This window comes from Pontibacter flavimaris, assembly GCF_001907195.1.
GTDB lineage: Bacteria > Bacteroidota > Bacteroidia > Cytophagales > Hymenobacteraceae > Pontibacter > Pontibacter flavimaris.
Genome location: NZ_LVWA01000005.1, coordinates 679,282 through 693,741, shown reverse-complemented (window position 1 = coordinate 693,741; position 14,460 = coordinate 679,282). Strand labels below are relative to the sequence as shown.

General features: G+C 48.2%; 16 protein-coding genes and 1 tRNA gene. 3 read left to right on the top strand and 14 right to left on the bottom strand.

Annotated elements, in window-relative coordinates; genetic code table 11:
• Positions 1 to 34: 34 nt before the first annotated feature.
• Positions 35 to 172: a hypothetical protein gene (locus tag A3841_RS20605; protein WP_235861369.1), complete on the bottom strand. Its 138-nt coding sequence runs from the start codon at positions 170 to 172 to the stop codon at positions 35 to 37.
• Between the two features lie 152 nt (positions 173 to 324).
• On the opposite strand from A3841_RS20605, the gene A3841_RS11235 reads away from it, so the two are divergent.
• Positions 325 to 398, top strand: a tRNA-Arg gene (locus A3841_RS11235).
• Positions 399 to 841: 443 nt separating this feature from the next.
• Here the strand turns inward: A3841_RS11235 and A3841_RS11230 are convergent.
• From A3841_RS11230 to A3841_RS11180, 11 genes are all read right to left on the bottom strand, one after another.
• Positions 842 to 1,930, bottom strand: a complete 1,089-nt coding sequence (locus A3841_RS11230) for a Fic family protein (protein WP_073852386.1) — start codon at positions 1,928 to 1,930, stop codon at positions 842 to 844.
• A gap of 203 nt (positions 1,931 to 2,133) precedes the next feature.
• Positions 2,134 to 3,921: an alpha/beta fold hydrolase gene (locus A3841_RS11225; RefSeq protein ID WP_170866176.1), complete on the bottom strand. Its 1,788-nt coding sequence runs from the start codon at positions 3,919 to 3,921 to the stop codon at positions 2,134 to 2,136.
• A 274-nt stretch (positions 3,922 to 4,195) separates the two neighbouring features.
• The gene (locus A3841_RS11220; RefSeq protein WP_073852384.1) at positions 4,196 to 5,368 is read right to left on the bottom strand and encodes an IPT/TIG domain-containing protein; all 1,173 of its coding nucleotides are present in this window, start codon (positions 5,366 to 5,368) and stop codon (positions 4,196 to 4,198) included.
• Positions 5,369 to 5,860: 492 nt separating this feature from the next.
• On the bottom strand, positions 5,861 to 6,142 hold the full coding sequence (locus A3841_RS11215) for a helix-turn-helix domain-containing protein (protein WP_073852383.1): 282 nt from the start codon (positions 6,140 to 6,142) through the stop codon (positions 5,861 to 5,863).
• 72 nt (positions 6,143 to 6,214) lie between these two features.
• Positions 6,215 to 6,478, bottom strand: coding sequence for a hypothetical protein (locus A3841_RS11210; RefSeq protein ID WP_073852382.1), 264 nt, complete (start codon positions 6,476 to 6,478; stop codon positions 6,215 to 6,217).
• Positions 6,475 to 6,807: a terminase gpP N-terminus-related DNA-binding protein gene (locus A3841_RS11205; RefSeq protein WP_073852381.1), complete on the bottom strand. Its 333-nt coding sequence runs from the start codon at positions 6,805 to 6,807 to the stop codon at positions 6,475 to 6,477. Before A3841_RS11205 ends, A3841_RS11210 begins: the two co-directional genes overlap by 4 nt.
• A gap of 1 nt (position 6,808) precedes the next feature.
• Positions 6,809 to 7,306 carry a hypothetical protein gene (locus A3841_RS11200; protein WP_073852380.1) on the bottom strand — a complete coding sequence of 166 codons (498 nt, stop codon included), beginning with the start codon at positions 7,304 to 7,306 and terminating at the stop codon, positions 6,809 to 6,811.
• Positions 7,303 to 7,632, bottom strand: a complete 330-nt coding sequence (locus tag A3841_RS11195; protein WP_073852379.1) for a helix-turn-helix domain-containing protein — start codon at positions 7,630 to 7,632, stop codon at positions 7,303 to 7,305. Before A3841_RS11195 ends, A3841_RS11200 begins: the two co-directional genes overlap by 4 nt.
• Positions 7,633 to 7,739: 107 nt before the next feature.
• Positions 7,740 to 8,576 carry an AAA family ATPase gene (locus A3841_RS11190; RefSeq protein WP_073852378.1) on the bottom strand — a complete coding sequence of 279 codons (837 nt, stop codon included), beginning with the start codon at positions 8,574 to 8,576 and terminating at the stop codon, positions 7,740 to 7,742.
• Positions 8,577 to 8,661: 85 nt separating this feature from the next.
• Positions 8,662 to 10,554 (bottom strand): Mu transposase C-terminal domain-containing protein, encoded by a 1,893-nt coding sequence (locus A3841_RS11185; RefSeq protein WP_073852377.1) that lies wholly within the window; start codon positions 10,552 to 10,554, stop codon positions 8,662 to 8,664.
• A 19-nt stretch (positions 10,555 to 10,573) separates the two neighbouring features.
• Entirely contained in the window at positions 10,574 to 10,864 is a 291-nt protein-coding gene (locus tag A3841_RS11180; RefSeq protein WP_073852376.1) for a hypothetical protein, read from the bottom strand.
• Positions 10,865 to 10,985: 121 nt separating this feature from the next.
• On the opposite strand from A3841_RS11180, the gene A3841_RS11175 reads away from it, so the two are divergent.
• Positions 10,986 to 11,753, top strand: coding sequence for a helix-turn-helix domain-containing protein (locus A3841_RS11175; RefSeq protein ID WP_073852375.1), 768 nt, complete (start codon positions 10,986 to 10,988; stop codon positions 11,751 to 11,753).
• Positions 11,754 to 12,151: 398 nt separating this feature from the next.
• On the opposite strand, the gene A3841_RS11165 is transcribed toward A3841_RS11175, so the two are convergent.
• Both A3841_RS11165 and A3841_RS11155 read right to left on the bottom strand, forming a co-directional pair.
• Complete coding sequence (locus tag A3841_RS11165) at positions 12,152 to 12,805, bottom strand: ATP-binding cassette domain-containing protein (RefSeq protein WP_073852373.1); 654 nt, start codon at positions 12,803 to 12,805, stop codon at positions 12,152 to 12,154.
• Positions 12,806 to 13,195: 390 nt separating this feature from the next.
• Positions 13,196 to 13,690 carry a hypothetical protein gene (locus tag A3841_RS11155; RefSeq protein WP_073852371.1) on the bottom strand — a complete coding sequence of 165 codons (495 nt, stop codon included), beginning with the start codon at positions 13,688 to 13,690 and terminating at the stop codon, positions 13,196 to 13,198.
• A gap of 280 nt (positions 13,691 to 13,970) precedes the next feature.
• Here A3841_RS11155 and A3841_RS19890 point away from each other — a divergent pair, with 280 nt between their 5' ends.
• Positions 13,971 to 14,402: an IS110 family transposase gene (locus tag A3841_RS19890; RefSeq protein WP_083610311.1), complete on the top strand. Its 432-nt coding sequence runs from the start codon at positions 13,971 to 13,973 to the stop codon at positions 14,400 to 14,402.
• The last annotated feature ends 58 nt before the right edge of the window (positions 14,403 to 14,460 follow it).

Genomic DNA, 14,460 nt, shown 5'->3' with positions numbered 1-14,460 from the left:
TCTAAGCACAAATGCACTTGCCAGCTACCACCAGCTAGTAACTGCTCCGGGTTAGTGGCTCCCCCTGCCCTCCCAAAAGCGCCAGTTTTATTTCAATTATTCCGTCTGATGATGTTACATGGCCACGACGTCCATCGGTGGCGGTAACCTCTGCCGTATACAGTTTCTTCATAGTATCAGTTGTTTAAGTTTGCTTTTGATAATAGGATAACTGCTGAATTGGTGCAATGTCTTTGGGAAGTTGAGCACGGTAGAGATTTTAGCATATTTTTACCCATAGATGTTTCGTATTGTGCGTATACTTGCTATTTTTGCAAACCATTTGCACCCGTAGTTCAACTGGATAGAATATCGGATTTCGGCTCCGAGGGTTAGGGGTTCGAATCCTCTCGGGTGCACAAGTACAATTTCAGGCGCCAGCTACTTCAATAGTGGCTGGCGCCTTTTTGTTGATGCACAGTCTGTTTTAAGCCTTTTTACAGTCCATATACCATAACAATAAAGCGCCCTAAATATTGTAATATTTATATTCCCCCTTTGCTAAGCCAAGGTGAGGGCAGCTTGGATACATGAAGCCGTTGCGGCCGCTGCAGGGCCAGCTTCTTTAGCTGCCTCTCCCCTTATGCCGCCCTCTCCTCCGCTGGGTTTGGCGGGTAGGCGGTCGATGTCCAGGAATGCAGACTAGAGCGGAGGGCCTTCCACGGCGAGATCTGGGAACAAGCACAGGGGCTGGAAGGTACTGCTAGAAGTAATAGCACAAGATTAAATCAACATCCTTTATTGTATCGCATCTTTCGCACCTTCACATTGATGCACTATAGCTGGTGTTGTGCCCTCGGGCTTATTCTTTATTCTCCAATACTTCCATTAAGCGCTGGTTCAGGTAAAGTTTTTCTTTTCCTACCTTAGTTGCTTTTAAGAAGCCTTCCTTCTCAAGCGCTATCAGGTAATTCCCCACAGTCTTTGGCGTTCCCATGTTCGCGTCGATCAGAAACCGGCGTTTCGTATACGGCAGCCTGAACAAGATCTCGATCAACTCCTTTGAGTGCACCTTTGGGAGTTTCTCTTTTATTTCCTCTGAGGTGGCCTCCATAACGGCCATGATCTCCTCCAGTTTTTGGAGTCCGCTGGTTGCTGTTTTTTCAATCATGTCCAGCATGTAGAGGATCCAGCCCTCCCAGTCTCCTGCTTCCGTAACTGCCCTTAGCTTCTGGTAATAGGCCGCCTTATGGTGGATGATATACTCACTTAAGTACAGAGCAGGCACATCCAACAGTTTTTCCATCTTCAGATAGAGCAGAAGTAAAATCCTTCCTGTGCGTCCGTTACCGTCCATGAACGGGTGTATGGCCTCGAACTGGTAGTGCATGACGGCCATTTTGATGAGCGGGTCCAGCGTGCTTTCCTCGTTGATGAAGCGCTCCAGGTTTGCCATCTTCTCGCGTATTACTGTTTCCCCCGCCGGCGGCGTGTAGATTACTTCGCCCTGCGTATTGGATAAGGTCGTGCCCGGAGTAGCCCTGATACCCGATGTGTTCTGCTTGATACATCGCATGATTTCCACACAGAGGTTTGTTGTGATAAATGGCCGCTCTCTGAGCTTTTCCAGGCCGTACCACAACGCCTCCTTGTAGCCTATAACCTCTTTTGCTGCCGTGGGTTCATACCTCTTTTCAGCCACGACTGATTTATAGAGCTCGTCATTCGTGGTGATAATGTTCTCTATTTCAGAACTTGCCTTGGCTTCCTGCAGATGGATTGTGTCCAAGAAGAGGCCTGGGTTAGGCAGGTTGATGATAGCCCCGTTCAGCTGCGCCAAAGCCCTGCTTGCCTTTACAGTCTTCCGCATAACTTCCTTTATCTCAAGATCTGCATCCGGAGGAAGCAAGGGTAAGTCGTTGTAGGGTTCTTCTCTATGAAATGGGGCCATACATGACAAGGGTAACAGTTACTCTTATTTTATACACAAAGGTAAAAATAATGATTTATTACACTTGTTGTTTGTTCAGAGGTAATTATTACTCCCGTAGGTTCTTTTCATACATTGCATGAAGCACAAGTACCTTGTGCTCTCGTGATTTTTTGTGTGAGATTCTGCGCTTCGATATGGCAACACGCATTTCTGTACTATCCTCAGAGATTGCTGTCGTAAGGAGCAAAAAACTGCAAGACAGCTTTGTTAAACTCGATCGGTATCTCCTGCGGCGCATAGTGGGAGGCGTCTTTAAAGATAATCAATTCTGCCCCTTTGATACTTTCAGCAATTGCCCTGGTGTGTGACTCCAGGATCACATCATGCTCCCCTGCCATCACCAGCACTGGGGCACGGACAGCGCCCATATCTTTAAAGCTCATCTGCGGCTCATTTAGCAGCAGCCCCAGCAGTCTTGACCTGTTTCGTGATTGCGCATCCTCCCTGCCGATTAATTGCTCCTGCTGCTTGTTGAACAACGCTAAAAGCCCGCTTTCTATGGCTGTTTTATCTGGAAAAAGATTGGCTCCCATGAGGGCTATCTTCTTCACGTATTCAGGGTGGTTTAAAGCCATCTTCAGAGCCGTGTTGCCACCATCGCTCCACCCAAGAACGTTTACTTGCTTCAGGCTCAGTGAATCCAGCAACTGCTTCATGTCTGAGGCGAACAGGTCATAGGTAAGCTCTCCTAAACCTTTGTCACTGCTTCTTCCGTGGGCGCGGGTATCCACGGCAATAACTTTAAAGTACTTTGACAGAGCTGCTATCTGCTGTGAAAAAGCGGAAATGGATTGACCGTTGCCGTGGAGCAGCAGGAGTGGCTCTCCCTGGCCATAAATCTCATAGTATAGGTTGGCATTGTTTACGTTTACATAGTTCCCTGCCTCCAGGCTGTCTCCATAGCGATAGTTGCTTTGCAGATTAGCAGGCGTCTGCATTGCAAGATACCTGAGGTATTTCAGGCTGTCGGGCAGCACGTAGTCCTGTGTTGCGGGAGTTTCCGAAAGGGAGCTTTTATGCTTCCCTTTATAGGAGTCAGCCGTGAGGTAAAAGCTAAGGTAGCCGGGGCTCACCTCTTTCCACCGGTCCTGGCTTTTGTCGCGGAAGAGTATGGAATGAGAGGGAAGAGGAACAGCAGAAACAGCAAAAGATTTTCTGTTGCCTGCTATGGCCTCACTTTGCAGCCATTGAATGGTAACCGCCACTTTATCCTGCCCTTCCAGAAAAACGTTGTACCTGCTCAGGTCCACCTTCACCCAGCCTTTCTTCTCCGCGACATCAAACCGTATATCTTCCTTCAATAACGACTTGTCAGGCAAACCATCTTTTATGCTGTAAATATTCAAGCGGAACCTGACGTACTTGAACCTGTTGAACACAACGTGCATGTTGAAATCCTTCAGCAGAACCTCCTCATCCAGCTTTATGATGGTGCCTTGCTCTTTGGCTAGTTCATCAGACAAAAGGTTGTTTTCTGTATACATGTTGGACACCATCATCGTGGAGTTCCCTGTCCTGCCGAAGGTCTTCGTCTTTACCTTTCGTGCCCTGATCGTTACTTCGTTCAGGTTTATCTGAGCGGGTGGCAGGCTAATCAGCAGATGCCCTTGCTTGAAAGCTGAGGCTGTAGTTTCAACACTTTTATAGCCAACGCAGGAGACAATCATAGCCTCCTCATCAGAAACAGCAGTAGCGGGAATAGTAAAGCTAAACTGACCGTTCTCGTCGGCAACAGTACCCAGGCTTTTGCCCTTTATCCCTATAGTGGCATAAGGCACGGGCTTGTTCTTAAATCTATCAACTATCTCTCCTTTCAAGGTCAGGTTCTGAGAAACTGCCGAGGTATAAGCCAGAAATGAAATTAGATACAGAAGTAGTTTGGATGTCCTCATTAAATGGATTGAGAGAATGATAAAAAGCCTGTGGATTGATTGGGCCTTATTTTTCAAATTCTATGATAACAAATGATGGCTAACGCTTTGCTGTGCAGAGGGCGAAGCAAAGCGTTGCAAAATGTTTCTCTAACAAAAGGTTATACCTTCCTTTATTTCCGCTCATTTAAAACATTGCTCATTCGGCTACCCTATGCATAAGCTATAGTATTTCGATGATTGATTTAAAACATGTATAGCTTTTTCTGTTAATGATGCGGATTATGCTATCTGTTGTTAATTAACCAAAAGTCATCCACGCAAAAACAGAAAGCGTCTATACTTAAGTCCTCTAAGGGATAAACTTCCAGTTCTGGTCAGAGGCTTTGTTATGCCCGACGCCGCCCACCACATAGGCTTCTCCATCAATCACGAAGGAAACCGCATAGCCGTTTGCTTCTCCCGGATATTGGAGTTTCTGCGTCCAGGTATCTGCAAGATGGTCGTACTCCCACACGGCTCTGCTGTTATGGTTCCCGTTCATGAAGTACCCTTTATCATAAATGGTAAAGCCAACAGCGTTGTAGCCGATGTATCTTGGCAGACTCCTTTTCCGGATCCAAGTGTCCTGTGCGGGATCATACTCCCAAAGGTCCTGAAGCCATGGATTGCTGCCGTGATTGCCTATCCCAACGTATCCTTTATTGTTAATGACGAAGCCCGACGCTGCCGAGCGACGCAAGCCCGGGAAGTCTTGCTTCTTCAGCCAGCTGTTCGTCTCGGGGTTGTACTCCCACACCTGTTTAGAGTAGAACCCCGTGATGATGTAGCCCTTGCCGTTTATTGCCAAGGCGACAACATTCCTGGTTTCAACCCCGGGAAAGTCAGCCACTCTGTTCCAGGTTCGCAGGGTAGGGTCAAATGCATACATAGCGCGGGAGGAATTCAGTTGCCCCATTTCTGTTCCACCGCCAATATAGGCCCTGTCCCCTATCACGAAAGCGAAACCTTCTCGTAGGGCCCCTACCGGGAAGTCACTTATCTTTACCCAGGTGTTTCTGCCCGGGTCGTACTCCCACATATCGCCTAGGTAACCGGCTGTTCCACTTCCTGTGCCTACATAGCCTTTGCCCCGGATACTGAAACCAATTGCATCATGCCGCCCGATGGGAATCGGTTGCACCCTCTTAAACCTACCGTTCACGATGAATAGCGTATCCTCGCTAAATGTTTCTTTGGAGTAGACTTTCAGCTTGATTTTCCCGGTTTTAGCCCCTGCCGGGATGTGCACCTGAAGGGTGTCGCCACTTACCCTGTGCGAAGGAACTTCCACCCCTTGGAAGCCTAATACGTTGTGCTGGGGTTGTTTGCTAAAGTTCTCACCTATCACGGTTAAGTTTGCGCCTACCGTGTCTATGTGACTATAAAAAGTATGGATGATGGGTTCATTGAGCACTTCATTCTCTTTCTTCCCGCAGGAAACCAGCGGGAGCAGCAGCAACGCTGCTAATCCGATTATTCTCATATTGACTCTATTGATTAGATATTACCCCTGTGCGTCTAACTTATGAATTGAAGAAATTCGTAAGTCTTGGTCTGGAATTTGTAAACGGTTTTTTAAACTTTCAAATTGCGGTATTTAGAAATGTTAAACTTTCTGAACCCTCAACATCAAAACTACACTCCGATTTATACTAAAGCCATATAAGGCGATAATTTAATTTAAATTGCACTATATATATAAACCTAAATTATAAAACGTCTCGTATATTTGGTCATGCGGCCTGTTGTGGTCTGGGTGGGCCTACTAAGTAAGTCCGATTCAGGTAGCTGCTGACAGGAAGCATGCACGGAGCCGTTAAACCTATGGCTGCTATCCGTTCAGGATAGGACAGTCAGGTTTAGCGGCTCTGGCTATTTTGCAGGGCTATGAGAGCTTTTCAGCCTAAGAATTAAACTACCTCGCATAAACAAGAAAGCCCCATCAAAGGGGCTTTTCTGCTGCTTTACACGTATCTTATTTGGGGCACCGTTCAACTGCTGCCGCCTCTACTTCCGAACGCTTAAAGCGTGTTTTGTTGGCTATCTTGTAGGATTTAATAAGCCCTTTGTTAGTCCAGGAGTGAACAGTAGGCAGCGATACTTTAAACAGTTCGGCCACCTCCTGACGGGTCAAGTACTCTGTGGGTTCTCCCGGTTTAGAAGCGCTTATCAGCTCCTCCAGCTTACTTTCTATGCTTCGAAGCCGCTCTAACAGGCTTTTTGCTTCCAAGTTCTCAATCTGCGTGATCTTAATCATTCTTATAAGTACTATTTATATCAAAAACACTATATACTTGCTTCTTCTGTTGGTTATTGGCTGTAAACGACCTTAGGCGGCTTCGTTGCCTTCGTTGGAGTACTGCGGGTACTTTGTCTGCTGGTCAAATATCTTTATCAGTTCGCTTAGCCAGTACAGTTGGTCATCGGCCTCCTGGTATACCTCCCCGCCGTTCACTCCTCTCTGGATCACCATGCGCGAGTAGTCAAAATACAGCTCCGTTAATACTTTGCGGAGGTGGGCAGGCTCAGTGCTTACCTCGATAAGCTCCTGAAACAGTTTTACATGCTTGCTATTGTCGGGTTTCTTTCTCATGACTTCGGAGTCAGGTTGTTATCGGTTAAAATCCGGTGTACTATCTTCAGGTTATAGTTAATGTTTGCAATGGCATCTTTCAGGGCTTTTGAGGCTTCAGGATTGCCCTGTATGGCTTCTTTGTCTACTTCGGTCAGCACCAAGAACGTGGGCTTCAGGCTATACTTTTGTTCCTCTTGCAGCTTCTTATCCCACTCGTAGCGCTTTTTCCAGGCACCGATGGACTTCTCGGATATGCCCAACAGTTGGCCAATCTCTTTCTGGGTCTTTCCTTCCGCATATAGCTCGAAGGCTTTCTTTTTCTCTTTGGGTAATGATGTAACGCGCATGCTATTTTCGTTTTAACGGCTCTACAGGTATGTTCAATTCGGCCAGCAGGCTATTTACGGCCTTGCTCCCGGCTGTCTGCTTGCTGTGTTCCAGTATCTGCTCAAACTGGCTTATCAGGCGGGGCAACTCCCGGACGGTAAACTCGTTCAGGGGCTTTTTGATGTACCCTCGCTTTTTAAGGAAGCCGTCAATCACGGCCATGTTGATCTTCCGCTCCTCGGGGCTATCGGTAGGCTCTATCCAGCCCAGTTCATAGCAGATAGCGATCACCTTTTTGCGCATTGTGTCTGCTCTATCGGTGGGGGTAGATGCAGAATTGCTGGTGATGCTCTCCAGATATACAATCAGTTTCTGGGCCTCGTGGAAGTACATATCCCGGCTGGAGGAAGTGCGCCCGTTGGTGTAAAACGCCACTAAATCAGGCTTTTCCGCTGCCAAACCCGCCTTGTTCAGTAGCAGGTGCAGCTTCTTGTTTTGGGTATCGGTGCGCTTTTTCATAAAGCTACTTGCTTACCATTAATGCTGATTTTCAAGTCTATTCGGACTGGTATCTGCACAGCCTCCTGTGTCACTTGTGCTATTATCGGGTTGGCTTGTTCATCTAAAAACATTGATCCAATGCCACGAAAAAGCCACTCAGACGACAAATTAGGGTAAGCATTTAAGAGCTTAAAAAAGAAATCCACCCCTACATTTTTATCCTTTTTTAATACCTGAGACATCATTGCACTTGAGGTACCTAACTTTGCAGCAAACTTGTTTTGAGACAGTTGCAAGTGTTCAATTAATGTTTCGAGACGGGTAATAGTGCTTTTAATATCCATGTTCTTTTTCGCTAAGGTTATATTTTGGGTTAGCTTGTCGTTTGATGATCTGAACCAGTTCCGACAGCTTGCAATGGATTGATAGACAGGGTATTTTCATGGCAGGGTTAAATTACAGGTTCAGACAGCTCGTTTTTGATGGCGTTCTCCAGCTCGCGGTAGTTGCGCAGCCTGCAAAGCGCCTTGATGGTCTCCTCGTCCTGTATGCCGTTGCTCTTGCTGATGGCGACGATCTCGGCTTTGGTGGGGCGGTTCAGAACAGGCCAGTTCATCACGCGGCTGTAGAACTCGGGGTAGCCCTGCTTGTCTTTCTCGGCGGCCTTCTCCATGTTCTTCTTAAAGTACTCGCAGCCCGACATCACAATGCCCGCGTTGTGCATGGTGGCATTGCGCAGGTCGTGCAGGTCCAGAATCAGGTTAGGGGACATCTTGCCCGCCTCGTCGATGATCAGCAGCGGGCTTTCCTTGCTGTTGAGTTCCTGGCTTATCAGCCTTACCATATCGTAGACTGTGCCCATGAACTGGATGCCCATCTCGGTGAGCACCGCGTGCAGGAACTGCTTGCGGTTCATGGAATTCTTGCACTCCACGTAGTAGATGTTCTTATGGCTGCGGTAATAGCTTTGCAGGGCCGTGGTCTTGCCCGCCCCCGGATAACCGATGATGCCCACCAGCTTGCGGCGCTGCCGCGCGTCCTCGCAGATGGCGTGAACGGTGGTATAGTTGGAGGTGCTCAGGATGTTGAAGGAGGATTCCGGCTTAAGGCCGTTGATGATGGTGAGCAGCATCTCCTCCGACACCAGGGCGGGGTTGTTTTCGATGTGGGTAAGCACGGCGGCGGCAATGCCCAGCTTGCGGGCCAGCTTGCTTTTACTAAGCTCCTTTTTCCCGGTGAAGTCGTTTATTAGCTGCCGGGCTTGCTGAATTAGGTTTTCTTTCTGCATCTTTGCGTTGTTCTTTTAAATGCTTATTAAAGAGTGTTTAATTTTACTTTAAGCCGTTGCAGCTCCTACTGCAACGGCTTTGCTTTTATAGCTGCCCCACCACTTGCAGCGTGGGGTTCGGCTCGTGGTGCTGCTTGCTGTGCTTCTCGGCCAGTTGGGCTATGGTCAGCTCGCGTCCGGCTGCCTTGTTTGCGGGCGCGTGGGAGACGTTGAGAAGCTGGTCGATGATCTCTTCCTCCTCCTGGCTCAATATCTCCTTAGGGGCCATGTGAGGGGCTACCAGCGCCAGCGCCCTGTCCTCCTCTGCCTTGCGGCCTTTGCGGCCCGTAGCCTCCTGATTCGCGCTCTCCTGTATGCTCTCGCGGCGGGTGCTCAGCTTCTGTGCCAGCACACATAGGTGCGTCTCGGCCTCGTCGCTTGCGAACACATACACCTCCGAAAGGTCTTCCGGCTCGTAGCGCAGCACCAGCGTCTGCCCGTTGTAATCCGGCGAGATGTGGAAGGTGTAGGGCTGCTTGTTTACCTCCAGGGTGAGCTTGCCCCGGTTCACCTTAGCCTCGGCCTTGTGCCACAGCAGGTAAGGAATCTCGGCCTCCGACACGGGCACTACCTGCGGCTCGTGGCAGGCGGCGAACCGCTCGTTTGCCGTAGGCTCGTTCTTAAAGGAAGTGTTGTGGTACTTCTCCAGCATGTCGGCCACACGCTCGCGCACCTGCTCCAGGGTAGGGTAGCCGTGCTTTTTGACGTAGGCTTTGTAAGCTTCGGGGTTGGCCCTGTCGTCGCGGCTCTTGCTGCGAACGCCCATGCCCACCCAGTCGCCGTACTCGCGGCAGAACCTGTCCTGAAGCGTGCGGAAAAAACGCTCTATAAAAGGCTTGTCCTGCCCCTTGCCCACTCTGGCGTACTTTATCTTCGTGCCGCGCGCCTCCACCTTGGCCCGGATGTCGGTGAACTCCGGCGTGTCCTTGGCGCTGAAGTTGTCGGCCCACAGCTCGGAGGGGAACCAGCCGCTTTGCGCCTGGCTTTTAAAGCTTTGCAGCACCAGCCAGCGGGTTTCGGTGTAGTCCAGCGCCCAGCCCGTTATCTTGCCCGAGTAAGTGTCTATGACGGCGAACATGACGGGGCGCACAAGCTTGGTGCGCTCCGGGTTCCATACCTTAAAGGGCAGCTTCACGCCGTCCATTTCTGCACGTACCCCTATAGCCTGCGGCCTCTCAAAGCGGATGTAGCCTTCGTGCTCGTCGGAGTGGGCCTTTGCCCCGTGGCGCGAGAGGTAGGTGCGCGCTTGCAGGGCAGGGTCTGCCAGTATCTTCTTTATCGTCTCATAGGCAAGCCCCGGCAGGCCCTCTCTCCTGAACAGCTCGTTTGCCATCTCGCTGATGGTTGGGCCTTTGTACTTATTGGGCAGGGCGTGGAGCGCTTCCAGTATCTGCACGTGCCGCTCTGTTTTCTTGCTGCGGTTGCTCTTCCTGCCTGTTTTGGCATCAATTAAAGCGGCGGCGGGGTTTCTGCGGAACTCGCACAGCTTTTTGTAGAAGCTGTGGTAGTGGGTCAGCCCCTTGGGCATGCGCAGCTTCTCCTTATAGAGGTAGAAGGCGCGGGCGATGGTCACGCGGTTCGGATTTTCCTCGCTGGTGATCCGCTCCAGGCGCTCCCACACGGCCCACTCGCGGGCCTTGGCCTTGCGCTTGTTCGGTTGCTTTACCCCGGCATCGCCTACGGCAGGCATGAAGCGGGCGTAGTCCTCGTAATAGCCGTAGGCTAAGTAATCAACCAACTCTATATCTTCGCGCTCAATGATTTTCTCGCGGCTGGGCAGGGGGATTTCGTCGTAGCAATACCAGGTTTCGCCTTCCGCCTTCACATAGGACACGGTTTTTCTTTCATGCCAGTGCTTCAAAGCCTTCTGCGATAGTCCTACCTTGGTAAAAAGATAAGTACGGGAATAATAAAGCCTGCCCTCAATGATCTTCTTCATGCTACAACCCTCCCTAATCTTACTTGCCCTTTTTAAGCAACTGTCCTATTTTTTTCCGCTCAGCCTCTTGGTTATGGTATAACCGAATTAGCTCCTGCTCTGATGGCATTCGCTTTTTGCTGTGGGCCGGAATGGTGCTGTAAACGATAAGGCGTTTGCGCTTGTCCTCCGGGTCTTTCATGGAAGCCCAGGAAGGAGAAATGCCTTTGCTGTGCTTGTTCACACCGGCATCAATGGTGCTGCGCCCTATGCCGTAGGTATCCACCAAGTCAGCATACTCCATAAATAAAACTCCTTTTATCAGCTTCATATGACTATTTGTTAAATATTATCTATTACTTTGCACACACATTTGTAATTGATTTTTGCAAACATATTACTTTCAGTTCTTTTTAACAAGTACAATTTGTAATACATGTAATAAATATTTTATGACAAAAACACAGGCCGACAGATTTAAAGAAATTAGGGATACTCTTGGCTTCACCCAGAAGGAGTTTGCTGAACAGCTATCGTTAAATCAAACCTACATTTCAGCCATTGAAAATGGAAAGAGAGGTATATCAAGCAAGTTGCTTAAACGGCTTTTTGAACTATTTCAAGTGTCGTCAGAATGGCTTTTGAATGAACGCGGAGAAATGTTTACAAATAGTAGTATTACAAATAATGACAAAGAGTCTAAAAATGTCGAAAATCTTGGGGGCCCCCATCGGTATTTAAAAACACCAAATAAAGATGAGCCTTTGGGGGAGGAAGAGCCGGGCGGGTATACGCCTCCGACACAGGAAGAGCTAAGGAGAATTAAGGCAGGCGTGGACGACTACAAAAAGAAGATGGATTTGGTCATCAACTACACCGACAAGTTCAAATTTGAGTTGGAGAAGAGCAACCCGGAACTATACAGAACCCGCCAGGAGGCGCTACATTTCGGAGATTTGGTGACTGCCCTGCACACGTTTTACGCTACCTACCTCAGGCAGTACTCCTTTGTAGAAATGACGCTACAACTGCCAAAACAGATAGAGAACATCAACGATTTCAGCTACCAGGACTTTAAGCAGGAAGCTTTTAAAATACTGGACAGCATTGAAAATGAGAAAGATATGTTAGGGTATGGGAATGAAAAACTAATTGAACTGCTCAATTTCCTCAAACAGTTTGATCGGGACGAAGTAATAGAGGATTACCTGTTGCAGTAAGCTTTAGCCTCCTAACCAGGCAAGCTACAGGCAATAGTTTAACAGGCATTTAAACCGTTTTTGAACGGTGTTTTAAGACTGGGGAGAAACTTGCTAAGTAATGGTAAGTTTCTTCTGTTTTACTCCCCCTTTCAGCTACAAATGGAAGTTTTTAGCCGCTTTTACCGATAAAAGCCACGTCAAAACGGTAGCAATTCGGTACTGAATGGTAAAAATCTTCCATTGGCTACCAACGCAAACCACAGGCAAAAAGCCCCTTTCCGCACAAATTTCGCACATTTTATACTTCTTTATGGCTTTAGCTATTTTAAATACCCCCCACAAATTCATTCATTTTAAATATTTGCCAACGGTTTGGCTAAGGCACGTTTATGTGCTTTGGGCTTAGTTGGCATGCGTTATACTTTTGCATAGCCAAGTGCCTCTATCTCTTCGGTAGTACCTACCAGGTGCGTCTTACCGTTCACCAGTAGGTATAAAGTGCCACTTATATCCAAAACATGCCTGAACATGTGGTCTGTTACGATCACGCCTTTGTTTTGCTTTGCTTCTAAGAGGAGGTCCTTTACCTTGTCAATCTGTATAGGATTCAGGTGGGTGAAAGGCTCATCAAGCATGGCGAACTGCGAGGCAGATTTCACGACCGCGTAGATTTCGACTAACCTTCTCTCCCCACCTGACAGACTACCTATAGATGCCTTATACCTTGTAGCGAATTCTGGAAACCGATGCTCAAACGACGAATAATCTAACTCAAAGTCACTGAATATCCTTCTCAGGCTGATATGTGAGGGAATGAAGTTAAACTGGGGAAGGTAAAGGAGTAGGTCGGGTCGCTTAAATGCTTCGAACTGTATCCTGTTATCAAACCTAACCGACTTCTCACACTTTAAGCTGCCGTAGATGATTTTCATCAGGCAGGATTTGCCCTGCCCGTTCCTGCCCAACAGACCTGTTATTGCCCCTGTTTCGCATTTAATGTAGATGTCGGAGAGTATCCTCCTGCCATCAAATGCCAATTGAATGCTGTCGGCTTCCAGTCTGTGAATCATTTGAGTTTGTAGGCAAGTACAATGAGAAATATGAACAAGAAAAGGTCAAAACCTAAGGTAGCAGCCCAGAGCACGGTCCTGGACAACCCCAGGTTTAGGTAATAATAGTAGTGCTTGCGCTTATAGCTGTTAATAAAGTAATATATAAGGCCAAGGCTGGCTACTTTAAACCAAAACAGCATACCGAATATCATAAAGTCGTAGTCCCAGAGTAGCTTTATACAACAGATAGTTATCACCACCGAAGCCAAAACAAAGCTCCTGTAGAAGGTCCATATTAGTCTTGCCGTTTTGTATAGCTTCATCTTGGTTGTATGCCTGCCAACGTGCTGGTACATGAGGTGAGCGAGGTGTAGCCGCAGCTTTGCTCATGTGCTGTGTTGGCTGTTGTTATTCTACCTTATTTATGCTTAATGCCCATTTTTCGGTCGTGTCAAAGCGTCTTGCTCCTGATAAATAATGACCTGCGTAGGCAACACCAGCAGAAGGAACCATTATCGCCAAAGCAATTGGGTGAAAAGTTAATATGCCTACCACATAACCTACCGTTACAAAGTAGTACCCAGTCCCAGCCACTAAACCACCACCTACCTTTCTAAGGGTGTTCCCTTTCACTTTTCCTTTTATTGATGCGATGTTTTTTAAAGCGACTGTATCCATTGAAGATGCGATCACAGAGTCCCCAAGTATAGAATAATCAACCAAAGTAAGCTTTTTTCCATCGGTTGTTTTAATTTTAATTGGTTTGCTAGGCTTCAATTCAAGGTCAACAGTTCTTAATGCTCCATTCTTACTCAGAAGTAGGACTGATCTCTCATTGCTCTTGCTTTGAGCATTACAGCAGAAGTAAGAGAAGACAAGCATGAGGAGCAAAAGTTGTTTCATAGGTTCTTTTCCATTATTTAAATATCAGCTAACCTTTAGATTAGCACTATATTATTTTTCCAATACACCCAGCACCCTTTTACCAGGTATAGGAGTACTGCTTTTATGCCTTCAGGGCAGCCAGTGCACTACCCGCTAACAAGGCGAGAATGGTCCTAACAGCCGATTCAGACTGGCTGCTCTTTTTAAACCCGCAGGCAGGGGTCATATAGATTTTCGGGACATCTTGGGCCCATTATAAAGGTTTCGATCCGCAGCTTGCATAACTCAAACAAAAGATATGGAAAAGCCTATCAATCCGCAAGCCCCATCCTTCATGCTGGGCATTGATGTCTCCAATGACAGCTTGGACGTGTGCCTGATCAGAGTCAGCGACGGACGGCAACTCTGCCACAAGTTAAACAACAACCCCTCCGGCTTCCGGCGCATGAAGGCCTGGCTCAAGCAGCACGGCTGTGAGGCGGGCGCAGACACCCTCTGCTGCATGGAGCATACGGGCATGTACACAAGGCAGCTGGTGCACTACCTGCTAGCCAGAGGGGTGCACGTGTGGCTGGAGAGCGCCCTGCAGATAAAAAGGAGCGTCGGCATGGTCAGGGGGAAGGACGACAAGGTGGACGCACAAAGAATTGCCCGTTATGCCCTGCTGCACCAGCAGGAGGCACAGTGCCTCTCCCTTTCAGGCGTGACGCTGGAGCGGTTAAAGGACTAGCAGGCAAGCAGGGGCAGGCTCATCAAGGCGCTCAAAAGCAACAAGGGCACTATCAAGG

Coding starts and splice junctions, on each gene's coding strand:
- A3841_RS20605 (WP_235861369.1), bottom strand. CDS start 172: ATGAAGAAACTGTATACGGCAGAGGTTACCGCCACCGATGGACGTCGT.
- A3841_RS11230 (WP_073852386.1), bottom strand. CDS start 1,930: ATGGCCCCATTTCATAGAGAAGAACCCTACAACGACTTACCCTTGCTT.
- A3841_RS11220 (WP_073852384.1), bottom strand. CDS start 5,368: ATGAGAATAATCGGATTAGCAGCGTTGCTGCTGCTCCCGCTGGTTTCC.
- A3841_RS11215 (WP_073852383.1), bottom strand. CDS start 6,142: ATGATTAAGATCACGCAGATTGAGAACTTGGAAGCAAAAAGCCTGTTA.
- A3841_RS11210 (WP_073852382.1), bottom strand. CDS start 6,478: ATGAGAAAGAAACCCGACAATAGCAAGCATGTAAAACTGTTTCAGGAG.
- A3841_RS11205 (WP_073852381.1), bottom strand. CDS start 6,807: ATGCGCGTTACATCATTACCCAAAGAGAAAAAGAAAGCCTTCGAGCTA.
- A3841_RS11200 (WP_073852380.1), bottom strand. CDS start 7,306: ATGAAAAAGCGCACCGATACCCAAAACAAGAAGCTGCACCTGCTACTG.
- A3841_RS11195 (WP_073852379.1), bottom strand. CDS start 7,632: ATGGATATTAAAAGCACTATTACCCGTCTCGAAACATTAATTGAACAC.
- A3841_RS11190 (WP_073852378.1), bottom strand. CDS start 8,576: ATGCAGAAAGAAAACCTAATTCAGCAAGCCCGGCAGCTAATAAACGAC.
- A3841_RS11185 (WP_073852377.1), bottom strand. CDS start 10,554: ATGAAGAAGATCATTGAGGGCAGGCTTTATTATTCCCGTACTTATCTT.
- A3841_RS11180 (WP_073852376.1), bottom strand. CDS start 10,864: ATGAAGCTGATAAAAGGAGTTTTATTTATGGAGTATGCTGACTTGGTG.
- A3841_RS11175 (WP_073852375.1), top strand. CDS start 10,986: ATGACAAAAACACAGGCCGACAGATTTAAAGAAATTAGGGATACTCTT.
- A3841_RS11165 (WP_073852373.1), bottom strand. CDS start 12,805: ATGATTCACAGACTGGAAGCCGACAGCATTCAATTGGCATTTGATGGC.
- A3841_RS11155 (WP_073852371.1), bottom strand. CDS start 13,690: ATGAAACAACTTTTGCTCCTCATGCTTGTCTTCTCTTACTTCTGCTGT.
- A3841_RS19890 (WP_083610311.1), top strand. CDS start 13,971: ATGGAAAAGCCTATCAATCCGCAAGCCCCATCCTTCATGCTGGGCATT.